The sequence below is a fragment of the Halomonas piscis genome, from assembly GCF_031886125.1.
Taxonomy (GTDB): domain Bacteria; phylum Pseudomonadota; class Gammaproteobacteria; order Pseudomonadales; family Halomonadaceae; genus Vreelandella; species Vreelandella piscis.
In genome coordinates, this window is sequence record NZ_CP119391.1 from 1,731,594 (window position 1) to 1,743,446 (window position 11,853).

14 protein-coding genes and 2 tRNA genes are annotated in these 11,853 nt (G+C 63.2%); 11 read left to right on the plus strand and 5 right to left on the minus strand.

From position 1 onward, the window contains the following. Positions 1-9: 9 nt before the first annotated feature. Positions 10-324, minus strand: coding sequence for an SCP2 sterol-binding domain-containing protein (locus P1P91_RS08090; RefSeq protein ID WP_311881835.1), 315 nt, complete (start codon positions 322-324; stop codon positions 10-12). Between the two features lie 119 nt (positions 325-443). Between P1P91_RS08090 and sohB the strand changes: the two genes are divergently transcribed. After that, entirely contained in the window at positions 444-1,517 is a 1,074-nt protein-coding gene (gene sohB / locus P1P91_RS08095) for a protease SohB (RefSeq protein ID WP_311881837.1), read from the plus strand. Between the two features lie 10 nt (positions 1,518-1,527). Here sohB and P1P91_RS08100 read toward each other — a convergent pair whose 3' ends face one another. Then, on the minus strand, positions 1,528-1,845 hold the full coding sequence (locus P1P91_RS08100; protein ID WP_311881839.1) for an ArsR/SmtB family transcription factor: 318 nt from the start codon (positions 1,843-1,845) through the stop codon (positions 1,528-1,530). Positions 1,846-2,079: 234 nt separating this feature from the next. Here P1P91_RS08100 and P1P91_RS08105 point away from each other — a divergent pair, with 234 nt between their 5' ends. Then, positions 2,080-2,748: a 7-cyano-7-deazaguanine/7-aminomethyl-7-deazaguanine transporter gene (locus P1P91_RS08105; protein WP_311881841.1), complete on the plus strand. Its 669-nt coding sequence runs from the start codon at positions 2,080-2,082 to the stop codon at positions 2,746-2,748. Between the two features lie 45 nt (positions 2,749-2,793). Further along, positions 2,794-3,609: an alpha/beta fold hydrolase gene (locus P1P91_RS08110; RefSeq protein ID WP_311881843.1), complete on the plus strand. Its 816-nt coding sequence runs from the start codon at positions 2,794-2,796 to the stop codon at positions 3,607-3,609. Between the two features lie 2 nt (positions 3,610-3,611). On the opposite strand, the gene P1P91_RS08115 is transcribed toward P1P91_RS08110, so the two are convergent. Both P1P91_RS08115 and P1P91_RS08120 read right to left on the minus strand, forming a co-directional pair. Next, positions 3,612-5,009, minus strand: coding sequence for a 3'-5' exonuclease family protein (locus P1P91_RS08115; protein WP_311881845.1), 1,398 nt, complete (start codon positions 5,007-5,009; stop codon positions 3,612-3,614). An 8-nt stretch (positions 5,010-5,017) separates the two neighbouring features. After that, positions 5,018-6,145: an ABC transporter substrate-binding protein gene (locus P1P91_RS08120; RefSeq protein ID WP_311881847.1), complete on the minus strand. Its 1,128-nt coding sequence runs from the start codon at positions 6,143-6,145 to the stop codon at positions 5,018-5,020. 129 nt (positions 6,146-6,274) lie between these two features. Between P1P91_RS08120 and P1P91_RS08125 the strand changes: the two genes are divergently transcribed. From P1P91_RS08125 to P1P91_RS08160, 8 genes are all read left to right on the plus strand, one after another. Next, positions 6,275-7,981, plus strand: a complete 1,707-nt coding sequence (locus tag P1P91_RS08125) for a potassium/proton antiporter (protein ID WP_311881849.1) — start codon at positions 6,275-6,277, stop codon at positions 7,979-7,981. 46 nt (positions 7,982-8,027) lie between these two features. After that, positions 8,028-8,118 (plus strand) — tRNA-Ser (locus P1P91_RS08130). A 148-nt stretch (positions 8,119-8,266) separates the two neighbouring features. Further along, positions 8,267-8,357, plus strand: a tRNA-Ser gene (locus tag P1P91_RS08135). Between the two features lie 267 nt (positions 8,358-8,624). Continuing rightward, positions 8,625-9,305 (plus strand): Bax inhibitor-1/YccA family protein, encoded by a 681-nt coding sequence (locus tag P1P91_RS08140; protein ID WP_311881851.1) that lies wholly within the window; start codon positions 8,625-8,627, stop codon positions 9,303-9,305. Positions 9,306-9,405: 100 nt separating this feature from the next. Next, the gene (gene tusD, locus P1P91_RS08145; RefSeq protein WP_311881853.1) at positions 9,406-9,798 is read left to right on the plus strand and encodes a sulfurtransferase complex subunit TusD; all 393 of its coding nucleotides are present in this window, start codon (positions 9,406-9,408) and stop codon (positions 9,796-9,798) included. 48 nt (positions 9,799-9,846) lie between these two features. Further along, positions 9,847-10,206 carry a sulfurtransferase complex subunit TusC gene (gene tusC / locus P1P91_RS08150; RefSeq protein ID WP_311881854.1) on the plus strand — a complete coding sequence of 120 codons (360 nt, stop codon included), beginning with the start codon at positions 9,847-9,849 and terminating at the stop codon, positions 10,204-10,206. Positions 10,207-10,244: 38 nt separating this feature from the next. Then, on the plus strand, positions 10,245-10,538 hold the full coding sequence (tusB, locus tag P1P91_RS08155; protein WP_311881855.1) for a sulfurtransferase complex subunit TusB: 294 nt from the start codon (positions 10,245-10,247) through the stop codon (positions 10,536-10,538). Between the two features lie 2 nt (positions 10,539-10,540). Next, positions 10,541-10,900, plus strand: a complete 360-nt coding sequence (locus P1P91_RS08160; protein ID WP_311881856.1) for a TusE/DsrC/DsvC family sulfur relay protein — start codon at positions 10,541-10,543, stop codon at positions 10,898-10,900. On the opposite strand, the gene P1P91_RS08165 is transcribed toward P1P91_RS08160, so the two are convergent. Then, a complete protein-coding gene (locus tag P1P91_RS08165) occupies positions 10,897-11,838 on the minus strand; it encodes a histone deacetylase family protein (protein ID WP_311881858.1) in 942 nt (313 codons plus the stop codon). The genes P1P91_RS08160 and P1P91_RS08165 overlap by 4 nt on opposite strands. Positions 11,839-11,853 lie beyond the last annotated feature (15 nt).

An 11,853-nucleotide genomic window follows, 5' to 3' on the forward strand; every position in this document is an offset into this window, starting at 1 on the left:
CATAACGTTTCAGTCGCCGGGAAACAGCGCGCTCAGCCGGGTAGCCAGCATGACGTTGCCCGTGGCCTTGAGCTGGCCGCTCATGAGCGCATTCATGCCGCTGATCTCGCCGCGCATCAGGCGTCTCAGGGTATCGCTTGACAGGCTCAGGCTCACCGAGGGGTCGTCGTGTTCGCCGTCTTCCACGGCCAGCGCTCCGTCGTCCACGCAGAGGTGATAGTCGCCCAGATCCGTAAAGTGAAACTGAAAGATCTCGTGCATGTCCCGGGCAGCCTCGGGGTCAAAGCGGGCGTGCAGTTTCTCGAGCGGCGTGGGGGTGGGCATCGCGATATTCCTGGTGGCGAGTGTTCGCGCCAAGCCTAACACCCCTGGCCCCGCCTGCGCTAAAGTGCGCGCTACCCGGTCAATCAGCCACCCAAGGCGTCACAACGAGGAGAGTCCCAGTGGGCGAGTGGATCATCAATATCGTCACCTTTTTTATCCAGGCGGCTATCGTCATCGGCCTGGGCACGCTGGCAGCGCTGCTGTTCAGGCGGAAAAAAAGCGACGGCGACGACGGGCTGACCCTGCATACCGAGGTGCTCAACGACCAGCGCGACAGGCGTCAGCGTCATCTTGACCAGGCCGGCCGCGCCGCTGAAAAAGGGCGCGGCCGGCTGCGGCGGGCGCTGCGCTCTCGGCGCCGCAAAAAGGCGGCGGCCGCGGATGATTCGGCCGCGCCGGCAGCGTCCGGGGGCAAGACCGGGGAGGGCGTTGGCCCACGCGTCTGGGTGCTGGACTTTCACGGCGATCTCCAGGCGTCGGCCACCGGGCACTTTGCCGAGGAAGTGTCGGCGGTGATCCGCGTCGCGAACAAGGTGGATGAGGTTGTCGTCAGGCTGGAGTCCGGCGGCGGGCTGGTGCACGCCTACGGCCTGGCGGCGGCAGAGCTTGAGCGACTGGCAGCGGCAGGGCTTGCGACAACCGTGTGCATCGACAAGGTGGCGGCGAGCGGTGGCTATCTGATGGCGTGCAGCGCCGGCCATGTCAAGGCGGCGCCCTTCGCCGTGATCGGCTCTATCGGCGTGGTGGCCCAGGTGCCCAACGTGCACCGTCTGCTCAAGCGCCACGATATCGACGTCGAGCTGCTCACCGCGGGGAAACACAAGCGCACCCTGACGATGCTGGGCGAAAACACCGAGGAAGGGCGCGCCAAGTTTATCGAGGACCTGGAGAACACCCACCGCCTGTTCAAGGACTATGTGGCTCGCCATCGCCCCGCGGTCGACATCGAAGCGCTCGCGACCGGTGAGATCTGGTACGGCAGCGAGGCGCAAAAGCGCGAACTGGTAGATAGCGTGCAGACCAGCGAGGCTTACCTGGTCGAGCGCATGGCCGGCGCCCGGGTGATCAGCGTCTGGCTGGAAAGGCCCCGGCAGCTGAGCGATCGGCTGGGCATTGCCCTGGCCCGAGGGGCCGAAAGCGCCGTGGTCAGGGGGCTGGGGGCCCTGAGCGCCATGCGCTGGCATCGGCATTGAAAGGGGAAGACTAGTCGGCGGTATCGGCCAGCGCCTGAATAACCGCCTTGACGGTATCGCTTGCCAGGGAGTAATGGATCGTCTGGGACTCCCGCCGCGTGGTCACCAGCGATTGCTGGCGGAGAATCGCCAGGTGCTGGGATAGCGCGGACTGGCTCAGCGCCAGCTGCTGGTTGAGCCGAGTAACCGAAAGCTCGCCTTCAGCCAGCAGGCACAGGATGTGCAGGCGCTTGGCGTTGGCCATGGCCTTGAGTATTCGGGCGCCCGTCTCGATGGCGTCGCCGTTATCATCGAGCAGGTGCATGGCAGCGCGGGGAAAGCTAGGCATGATCGACTCCTGACATGTGGCTCCTGGCGTCCGTGAAAGGGCTTGATTTACGTTTCCGTACATTAGCTTAATTTGCCCAATGGTGATTCAACGGTACGGCAGGGCTTCTTCAACGCCCGCCGGCGCCGGCTTTTTTTCCTTTTGCCGTCGGGTATAATGGCCGCCGCCCGTACGGGCAGGAGGGTTCCCTCACCCCTCCCTTTTTCACTCGATAAAAAGGATGCCTGCCAGCCGATGTTTGTCCTGCCCGATCTTCAGCACCGCCGTTGCCTCTTTCTTCTGGTGACGTTCCACATCGCTATTATTGCCGCGAGCAACTATCTGGTACAGCTGCCGTTTACGCTGTTTGGCCTGAATACGACCTGGGGCGCGTTCAGCTTTCCGTTCATTTTTCTCGCCACGGACCTCACCGTGCGGCTGTTTGGCAAGGAGCCTGCCAGAACCATTGTGCGGCGAGTGATGCTGCCGGCGCTGGTGGTCTCCTACGTGGTCTCGGTGGTCTTTCCCCGGGGGGAGTATGCCGGTCTCGCGGCCCTGGGGGAGTGGGATACCTTCGTGGCGCGTATCGCGCTGGCAAGCTTCATGGCTTACGTGGTGGGGCAAACCCTCGACGTCCATGTGTTTAATCGTCTGCGCCGGATGGTGTGGTGGGTGGCTCCGGTGTTTTCCACGGTGGTGGGCAACCTTGCCGATACCCTGACGTTTTTCTTCACTGCCTTTTACCAAAGCCCGGACGCCTTTATGGCGGCCAACTGGCTGGAAATCGCGCTGGTGGACTATGCCATCAAGCTGGGAATCAGCATGGTGCTTTTCCTGCCGCTTTACGGCGTGCTGCTGGCCTGGCTGACGCGCAAAATGATGGCCTGGACAGAGACCGCCGACGCCGCGCCCAGCACCGCTTGACCCCGATTTCGTACAAGACACGCCTGATCATGACAAGGAGCCACTATGCCGTCTGCGGCCGAGCCCACCCCGGTGGAACTGTACTGCATTGACAGCGGGGAAGATGACGGCAGCGAGCTGCCGCTGGTTGTCATTCACGGCCTGCTGGGCAGCGCCGATAACTGGCGCTCGCACCTCCGCGACTGGCGGCGCGGGCGGCGGGTGATTGCGGTGGACTTGCGCAACCACGGCCGCTCGCCCCATGCCGACGGCATGGACTATACGGCCATGAGCGACGACGTGCTGGCGCTGCTGGACCGGCTGAGCCTCGAGCGGGCGCACGTGCTGGGCCATTCCATGGGCGGCAAGGTGGCGATGAGTCTGGCATGCCGGAAGCCGCAGCGCGTCGCCTCGCTGATAGTGGCGGATATCGCCCCGGTCGCCTACCGGCACGGCCACGACGACATTTTTGCCGCCATGCGCGAGCTTGAGCAGGGGCGTCCGGCGGATCGCCGGGAGGCGGATGCGCTGCTGGCGCGGCATATCGACTCGCGCCCCATTCGGCTGTTTCTGGCCACCAATCTTCAGCGCGCTGAAGGCGAGATGACGCTGCGGATAGGCCTGGACCGTATTATCGCCGGCTACCCCGACATTATTGCGCCGCCGACTGGGGAAAGCGCCTTTGACGGCCCGGCCATGGTGCTGCGCGGGGCAGAGTCGGACTACGTGCAGGATGCCATGCTGCCCAGGCTTCGCGAAGTGCTGCCCAAAGCGCGTGTTGTCACGCTCAAGGGAGCCGGCCACTGGCTGCACGCCGAGCAGCCCCAGGCTTTTCAACAGGCAGTGAACACCTTTCTGGCGGCCCATCCGCATGGCCGCTGACCTCAGTCCAGCGTCGTGATTTCCAGGCCGTAACGGGCGGGATCGTGCAAAAACCGGCTGAGTATCCGGTAGCTGTCCATATCAAAGGTCGGCGATTCGCTTTGCAGGCGCGCGGCGGCCTGGCAGCTTGCCGCATGGCCCAGGTAGCACCAGTGCCATATCACATGCCAGGTAGCCAGGCGGCTTGCCGGATGCTGCTCCTTGACCGCAATGCGTCCGCGCCAGGGCCAGGCGTCAAGCCGCAGCGGCTCAAGCGCCTTTCGGGCGCGGCGTGCGTGCGCATCCAGCGATTCCCGGCCGCAGCAGGCGCCGCGGCACTTGCCCAGCTGGCTGGCAAAGCAGCGGCCGCGTCCGCGCTCAAGGCCCAGCACTTGCGGGCACAGCTGATGCTGTGCGGCAACCTGCTGCAGGGTCGTGCGCGCCTCACGCTGGGAGCGGAACAGGCCGTAAAGCGGAGCGCCAGCTGATGCATTCGGCTGTGTCGCCGGGCGGGCCGGGTCTACCGCTTCGGGGCAGGCGGCACCGTCCGGCCATTGCCATGCGGTCAGCCGGCGCTGCCTGCGTAGCTGGCGATTGAGGATCGGCAGCAGGGTCTTGACCAGTTCGGCTTCGCGAAGCTGAGCGCTCAGGTCGCCGGCGGTTTCTTCCCATTCCACGTGCTGTACCTGGCGTGCCAGGCGCATTTCCCGGTCGTGGCGATGATCGCTCTGAAAATGTCCCCATACCCGCCGGCGGAGGTTGACGCTTTTGCCCACGTACAGCGGCAGCCGGTTGTGCCCGTAGAACAGATAGACGCCGGGGGCTGCGGGCAGCTGTTTCAGCGAGTCGGCATCAAGCTGCGCCGGCAGACTCTGCTGGCGCCGTTCGGTTTCGAGTCGCGCCGGCCACTCTTCGCCGTGAAGGCGCTGCCAATGCTGCCACAGCGCCCAGAGGGCATCGACGTTGCCCTCTGGGCCTGGCGCTGCTGCTATGCGGTAGTGCGCCAGCAGCGCGTGCAGGTGCTGCTCGGCAAGCTCCGGCGCCAGCCGCTGGGCCAGGCGACGGGTGCAGATCAGGCGAGCTTCATAGCGGATGCCGGCCCGTTTGAAGGCGTTACGCAGGAAGGCATGGTGCACCCGGGCATTGTGGGCGATCAGGATGGCATTTCCCAGCCAGCTATGCAGCTCTGTTGCCGCCTGCTCGAAGGAGGCGGCGTCGGTTAGCGTGGCGTCATCCAGGGCAGTGACGGCAGCCGGGACGCGCTGGCCGGGGTTGAACCGCTGTAGTCGGCGCTCGACAATAGCGCCGTTTTCCACCCGCAGGGCGGCGAGTTCGATAATCCGGTCGCGGGTGGGCCGGGTGCCGGAGGCGTTCACCTGGAGGAAAACCAGCGGTGTCGGATCAGCGGTATCAGCCGGCACGGGAAAGCCTAGAGTCCATGAGGGTCCACGGCTAGCGCGCGGGCGGGCAGGCGCGTGTCGGTGATGCCGCGCTCCTGCAAAAACGCTTCCATGCGCTGATAGCGTCGCGTATCCACCGCTGCCGGGCGCAGCGCCATGCGGCGCACAATCGCAGGCCAGGCGGCCTGGTTGACGCTGTTGTCCAGCACCGGGTAGGCCTCGGTCAGCGTTTCCCAGGCGCGTGCGGGGTCGTCGGCAATCCAGCGGGCGGCGTTTTCCAGGGCAACGGTCAGGCGCTGCCAGGTGTCCTTGCGCGCTCTCAGCGCATTGCCGTTGATCATCAGCACCAGTCCGTCGTGTGCCGGCAGTCCCAGCTCGGTATAGGGAATGACGCTGGCATTGATGCCGTCGGTTGCCAGCTGGGCAGGCAGCGAGTGATTGAAACCGTCGGCCATGATCTGGATGTTGCCTTCCTGGAGATGGCGCTCGCTGCCGTAGTGCACGTTGAGCGGGGCGCTATAGCCATCGGTCTGCCGCACGCTGCCGGGAACCAGCAGCGGTACGATAAGCTCGGCGCCTTCCCGGGTGGCATAGCCGTAAGACAGCGTGGCCAGCGCGTCGAGCTCCTCCGGCCGGGCATCGCCGGTGACGATGACCGCATTGAGCGGTGTGGCCATCAGCGTGGCGATACGGACCAGGCGGTCATCGTCGTGATCGCGAAGATGCAAGAGCGGCTGGCGCGCCAGGGCGGCGTCGACTTCGCCGGCGGCCAGCAGCTTGGCGGGTAGGGACGGGTCTGCCGGCGGCTTGAGCGTCACCTCGAGCCCCTGCTCCAGGTAAAGCTCCCGCGCCTTGGCTACCAGCAGCGGCGCGTGCTGAGGGCTTAAAAACCAGTCGAGCATGATGGTCAGCGACTCTACCGGCGGCGGCGGTAGCGGCTCAGGCGCCGCCACGGCGATAGCCGGGGCGGGGATCACGATTTTATCCGGCGGCCAGAGGTTGTCGGGCAGCTTCACGTCGCTGTTCAGCGTCAGGGCGTCGTCATCCGCGGAGCCATCCTGCGCCCAGATGCCGACGCTGACCAGCCACAAAAGCGCCAGCAGGCAGGAGCCTGGGCCGGGGAGGCAGCGTAACCGGGAGGAGGTTGTCGATGTCATGAAGCGGAGTGTATCCGCATGATAAACGGCCTGGCTAGCATAGCGGATGCGCTCGGGCCTGGAATGTCACGGTAAAGCCGTGCACGGCATGGCATAATGGCCCGGATCACGCGGTCGAGACGGGGAGACATGGACGCAATATATACCTTCTTTTTACTGGGCGGCGGCTTGATGACCCTGAGCATTCTGGCCAGCCGCCTGTCATCGCTTTTCGGCCTGCCGCTTTTGCTGATCTTCCTGGGCCTTGGCATGCTGGCCGGCGAGGAAGGCATCCTCGGTGTCGAGTTCGACAACTATTCCATGGCCTTCATTATCGGGCATTTGGCGCTGGCCATGATTCTGCTCGACGGCGGCCTGCGCACGCGGCTGAAAACCTTCCGGGTCGCCTTCAGGCCGGCGCTGCTGCTGGCAACGTTCGGCGTACTGGTGACCAGCGCCATTGTCGGCGCGATCGCCATGCTGATTTTCGATCTGACGCTGATCCAGGGGCTGCTGGTGGGCGCTATCGTGGGCTCGACCGATGCGGCCGCGGTGTTTTCCATGCTCAGAGGACACGGCGTCAATCTCAACGAGCGGGTGGGCGCGACGCTTGAGATTGAGTCCGGCACCAACGATCCGATGGCGATCTTTCTGACGCTGATGCTCATTGAGGTGCTGCGCGGCGATATCGGCGGGATCGGCGAAACGGCGCTGTTTTTTGCGACCCAGTTCGGTATCGGGCTTGCCGTGGGCATCGGCGGCGGCTGGCTCAGCGCCAAGCTGCTGCGCTTCATGGATCTGGCCCCGGGGCTTTATTCCATGCTGGCGCTAGCGCTGGGATTCAGCGTTTTCGGGCTGACCAGCGTGCTTGGCGGCAGCGGCTTTCTTGCCATCTATCTCGCCGGGCTGATGATCGGCAACCAGCCCGGACGCCACCTCAGCGCCATCCTCCCGGTACACGACGGCTTGGCCTGGCTAAGCCAGATCGGCCTGTTCTTGGTGCTGGGGCTGCTGGTGACGCCAAGTCAGCTGTGGGACGTGGCCCTGCCTGCCTCCCTGGTGGCGCTGGCGCTGATCTTTGTGGCCCGTCCGATTGCCGTGTTTGCCATCATCAGGCCGTTTTTCAAGTTTCGTACCCGGGAGGTGCTGTTTATTGCCTGGGTCGGGCTGCGCGGGGCGGTGCCCATTGTCCTGGCGATTTTCCCGCTGATTGGCGGGGTGGACAATGCTTTCCTGTATTTCAACGTGGCCTTTGCCGTGGTGCTCATGTCGCTGCTGGTTCAGGGGGGGTCGCTTGCCTGGGTGGCACGCTGGCTCAAGCTCGAAGTGCCCGACGGCGCTACCCCCAACCGCCGGGGGCCCTTGGGCATTTTGCCGGAAAACGACTTCGAGATGTTTGTCTATGAAGTGGAGAATCTCGATCTCGACGACGTCCCCATCCGCCTGCTGCGGTTTCCTTCCGGGGCGTTGATTTCCGCGCTGTTTCGCCAGCATGCCATGCTCCATCCGAAGGGAAATACGCGCTTGAAGATCGGCGACGTCCTCTGCGTGATCGGGCGGGAAGAAGACATCGTGGCGCTGAATCGCCTGTTCAACGGCGACGCGCGCTTCAAGCGGGAGCGAGCCTTCTTCGGGGCCTTCACCCTGGATGCCAGCGCGCGGATGAAGGACATTGCCGAAGCGTACGGCCTTACTCTGGGGTCGGGCACCCCCGACATGACGCTGGCCGAATTTATGGCGCTGCGGGTCGGCGGGCATCCGGTGGTAGGCGACGACGTGGACTGGCACGGCATTCAATGGGTTGTCAGCGAAATGAACGGCAACCTTATCACCCGGGTGGGCCTCAGGCTTTACTAATCGTATTGATTTCCAGCGGAAAACCGGTAAAATTCGCTCCCGTGCCGGAGGGATGGCAGAGTGGTTGATTGCACCGGTCTCGAAAACCGGCGTAGGTTTGTAGCCTACCCAGGGTTCGAATCCCTGTCCCTCCGCCAAGAAACTTGGCAAAAAAAGCGCCTGCGGGCGCTTTTTTTATCTTTGGTGGTGAGTAAAGCGAAAGGCCATGCCGCCGTCCGAATAAGCGCCGGGTCGCGACGAAAAGCATTGACTTTCAACGGCGGGCTGGTAGGATGCGCCCACGTCGGAGGGATGGCAGAGCGGTTGATTGCACCGGTCTTGAAAACCGGCGTAGGTTTGTAGCCTACCCAGGGTTCGAATCCCTGTCCCTCCGCCAAAAACATGGTAAATCAAGCGCCTGCCGGCGCTTTTTTTGTTTTATAAGCCGCTATCCGGCGTGGAGCGGAGCCTGGTGCCCGCCGGCGGCCGGCGATAGAGCCGACGAAACGCTAGCGTATTCAAGGCGTTTGGGGGTAGGCCCGCCCGCAAAGCCCGCAAGCGTTGAATGCGCATGCGGCGATAAAGGCTTTTCAGGCTTGCGTATGGAACCTGTGGGCGGCATGCTTGTCGATTGTTGAGAAACGACCAACGGAGCATGTTTCACATGGCTTACAACGAATCACGCCTTTCCAGATCGCAGTCGACGCAGGCCGTAAGCGATCTCGGTGCCAGCAAGGTGCTGCGTAATACCTATGCGCTTCTGGCCATGACGCTGCTGTTTTCTGCGCTGACCGCGGGTGCCGCCATGGCCATGGGCATCGAGCGGATCAATATCCTGGTATTTTTCATCGGCGCCTACGGGCTGATGTTTCTCGTCCACAAGACGGCCAACTCCGCCACCGGGCTTGTGGCGACCTTCGCCTTTACCGGTTTCATGGGCTTTACTCTTGGCCCTATTCTCTCGGCCTATTTGACGCTGCCCAACGGTGCCGAGCTGATCATGACGGCGCTTGCCATGACCGGGCTGACCTTCTTTGGTCTGTCGGCGGTGGCGCTGGTGACCAAAAAGGACTTCAGCTTTTTAAGCAACTTCCTGATGGCCGGCGCTATCGTGTTGATTCTGGCCATGGTGGCGGGGCTGGTCTTCCAGATTCAGGCGCTGTCGCTGATGGTATCGGCAGGCTTCGTGCTGTTTTCTTCAGCAGCGATTCTCTATCAGACCAGCGAGATGGTGCACCGCGCCGGCGAGACCAACTATATACTCGCCACCATTACGCTGTACGTGTCCATCTACAATCTCTTTATCAGCCTGCTTTCTCTGCTGGGCGTCATGAGCAGCGATTAAGCGCTCCGCTATATTCTCAAACCGGCCGGGCCTTGTGCGTCAGCTTGCTCTGATGCCAGGGCCTGCGTTGTTTTTGGCCGAATGATGGGGGGGGGGACAGATGAAATACGCACTGCTGGTCATGGGCGCGCCCTATAGCAGCCAGGCACCGCATTCGGCGCTGCGCTTCGCTCGGGCGCTGCTGGAAGGGGGGCATACGCTGGACAGCGTTTTCTTTTACCGCGAGGGGGTACACAACGCCTCTTTTCTGATGACGCCGCCCCAGGACGAGGCAAACCTGCACCGGCTCTGGTGCGAGCTGAATCGGGAGCACGGCGTAAAGCTCGACGTCTGTATCGCCGCGGCACTGCGCCGCGGCCTGATGAACGCCGAAGAGGCGGCGCGGCACGGCTACGACGAACATAGCGTCGCCCCCCCTTTTGCGCTGACCGGGCTCGGGCAGCTGCTTGACATTCAGCAGCGCTGCGACCGGCTGATCACCTTTGCCGCCTGAGGCTTTCGTAAACGGGCCATCAATCCCTTCTGTGAAGTGACACCCGCGATGGATAATACGCTACTTGTCGTGATACGCAGCGCGCCTTACCAGGGCGTCAGGCTGCGCGAAAGCCTGGATGCGCTGCTGGTCGGGGCGGCGTTTGGCAAGCCGGTAGTGCCGCTGTTCATGGGGCAGGGCGTTCTGGCGCTGCTGCCCGGGCAAGCGCCCGGCGCGCCGGGTCAGAAGGCTGCGCTGCCGATCATCGAGATGCTGGAAATGTACGATATCGATACGCTTTACCTGCCCGCCGCAGACGCCGCCGCCCGCGGGCTCGACGGACGTGACCTGATAGCCAACACGCGGCTGCTTGACGCCGACGCCGTGAAGACGCTGCTCCATGAGGCCGGGCAGGTCCTGACGTTTTGACAGCCCCGGTTCCCGCAAAAGATGACACAGGGCCGATAATGATACTGCATATCCTCAACTGTCCTCCGGATGCAGGCCAGGCAAGCGCCCAGGCGCTTGCGGCTATGGCGGCAGAAGATGCGCTGCTGCTGATCGAAGACGGCGTCTACGCCGTGCTTGATGCCGACTGGGAAGGTCTCGGGCTCGGCGCCGGGCGTCTTTACGCGCTTGAGGACGACCTTGCCGCCCGGGGGCTTGGCAGCCAAGCACACAAGCGCGACATTGACACCGTCAGCATGGAAGGCTTTGTCAGTCTAACCGCCAGGGCGCGGCAGGTTGTTAGCTGGTACTGAGTATGGCTGAAGTAAAAATATACCGTTATCTCCATATCAATAATAAAAAAATTCCGCTGGATCCCGAAGACTATCTTGTCTACATGGATGACTGGACAGAAAGCGTGGCAGAGGCGTTGGCCGAAGAAGACGGTATCACGCTGACCGAGGCCCACTGGGAGCTCATCTGGGTGCTGCGAAACTTTTACGCTCGCTTTGAGATGGCGCCGGCCATGCGCGCCTGGATCAAGGCGATCAAGCAGCAGCTGGAGCTGGGCGAGGAAAAAGGGCGTTCGATCTATGTGATGTCGCTTTTTCCCGGCAGCCCCGCCAAGCGTGCCGCTCGCATTGCCGGGCTGCCCAAGCCCACCAACTGCCTTTAGGCCGCATCGGCAAAGGGCAGCCCCAGCAGTGCCTTGACGTGAGCCAGGGTAGCGCTTGCCAGCGAATCCAGGTGATAGCCGCCTTCCAGCACCGACACCAGCCGACCGTCCGCATACAGCGTGGCTATCTCCAGGGCCAGCCGCGTCACCCAGTAGAAATCTTCATCTTCCAGCTCGATATTCGACATGGGGTCATCGCGGTGGGCATCGAACCCCGACGACAGCAGCACCAGATCGGGCTTGAAGGCGTGCAGCGCCGGAAGCCACTGATCTTCTATGGCCTGGCGAAACGCCTCTCCGCGGGTGCCCGCTTCAAGAGGCGTATTCACCACGTTGTGGTAGTCGTCTTCCAGGTACCGCCAGGGATAGAAGGGCGCCTGGAAGCTGCTGCATATCAGTATGTTCGGGTCCTGCTTGAAAATATCGATGGTGCCGTTGCACTGGTGCACGTCGAAATCGAGAATGGCAATGCGCCGCGCCGAGTATCGCTTGCGCGCATAGGCGGCCGCCACGGCCACGTTGTTGTAAAAGCAAAAGCCCATGGTCGCCGCTGCCTCGGCGTGATGACCCGGCGGGCGGACCGCGCAAAAGACGTTGTCGGCCTGGTGGCGAAACACCTGATCCACGCCCCGCAGCGCGGCCCCGGCGGCCATTGACGCTGCTTTCAGGCTCTCCGGATTCATTAGGGTGTCGTCATTGAGCATGACGATATCCTGGTGGGGCACCACGTCCTTGAGCGCCTGGAGGTGCTCGCCTGGATGCACCCTGGCCAGATCTTCCCGGCCGGCCTCCTTGGCATCCGACTGCATGGTCTGCTGCAGTAGCCCGGCAAGCGCCAGACGCGCGCTGATCGCTTCCAGACGCTTTGGCGATTCGGGGTGTTCCGGCCCCATATAGTGCAGGGCACAAGAGGGGTGCGTGATATAGGCAGTGATCATGTCGGAGCTCCGCTG

Excerpts from the sequence above, each read along its gene's own strand:
- P1P91_RS08165 (WP_311881858.1), bottom strand. The coding sequence starts at position 11,838 with ATGATCACTGCCTATATCACGCACCCCTCTTGTGCCCTGCACTATATG.
- P1P91_RS08140 (WP_311881851.1), top strand. The coding sequence starts at position 8,625 with ATGGCTTACAACGAATCACGCCTTTCCAGATCGCAGTCGACGCAGGCC.
- P1P91_RS08120 (WP_311881847.1), bottom strand. The coding sequence starts at position 6,145 with ATGACATCGACAACCTCCTCCCGGTTACGCTGCCTCCCCGGCCCAGGC.
- P1P91_RS08160 (WP_311881856.1), top strand. The coding sequence starts at position 10,541 with ATGGCTGAAGTAAAAATATACCGTTATCTCCATATCAATAATAAAAAA.
- P1P91_RS08100 (WP_311881839.1), bottom strand. The coding sequence starts at position 1,845 with ATGCCTAGCTTTCCCCGCGCTGCCATGCACCTGCTCGATGATAACGGC.
- tusC (WP_311881854.1), top strand. The coding sequence starts at position 9,847 with ATGGATAATACGCTACTTGTCGTGATACGCAGCGCGCCTTACCAGGGC.
- P1P91_RS08090 (WP_311881835.1), bottom strand. The coding sequence starts at position 324 with ATGCCCACCCCCACGCCGCTCGAGAAACTGCACGCCCGCTTTGACCCC.
- P1P91_RS08105 (WP_311881841.1), top strand. The coding sequence starts at position 2,080 with ATGTTTGTCCTGCCCGATCTTCAGCACCGCCGTTGCCTCTTTCTTCTG.
- P1P91_RS08110 (WP_311881843.1), top strand. The coding sequence starts at position 2,794 with ATGCCGTCTGCGGCCGAGCCCACCCCGGTGGAACTGTACTGCATTGAC.
- tusD (WP_311881853.1), top strand. The coding sequence starts at position 9,406 with ATGAAATACGCACTGCTGGTCATGGGCGCGCCCTATAGCAGCCAGGCA.
- P1P91_RS08125 (WP_311881849.1), top strand. The coding sequence starts at position 6,275 with ATGGACGCAATATATACCTTCTTTTTACTGGGCGGCGGCTTGATGACC.
- tusB (WP_311881855.1), top strand. The coding sequence starts at position 10,245 with ATGATACTGCATATCCTCAACTGTCCTCCGGATGCAGGCCAGGCAAGC.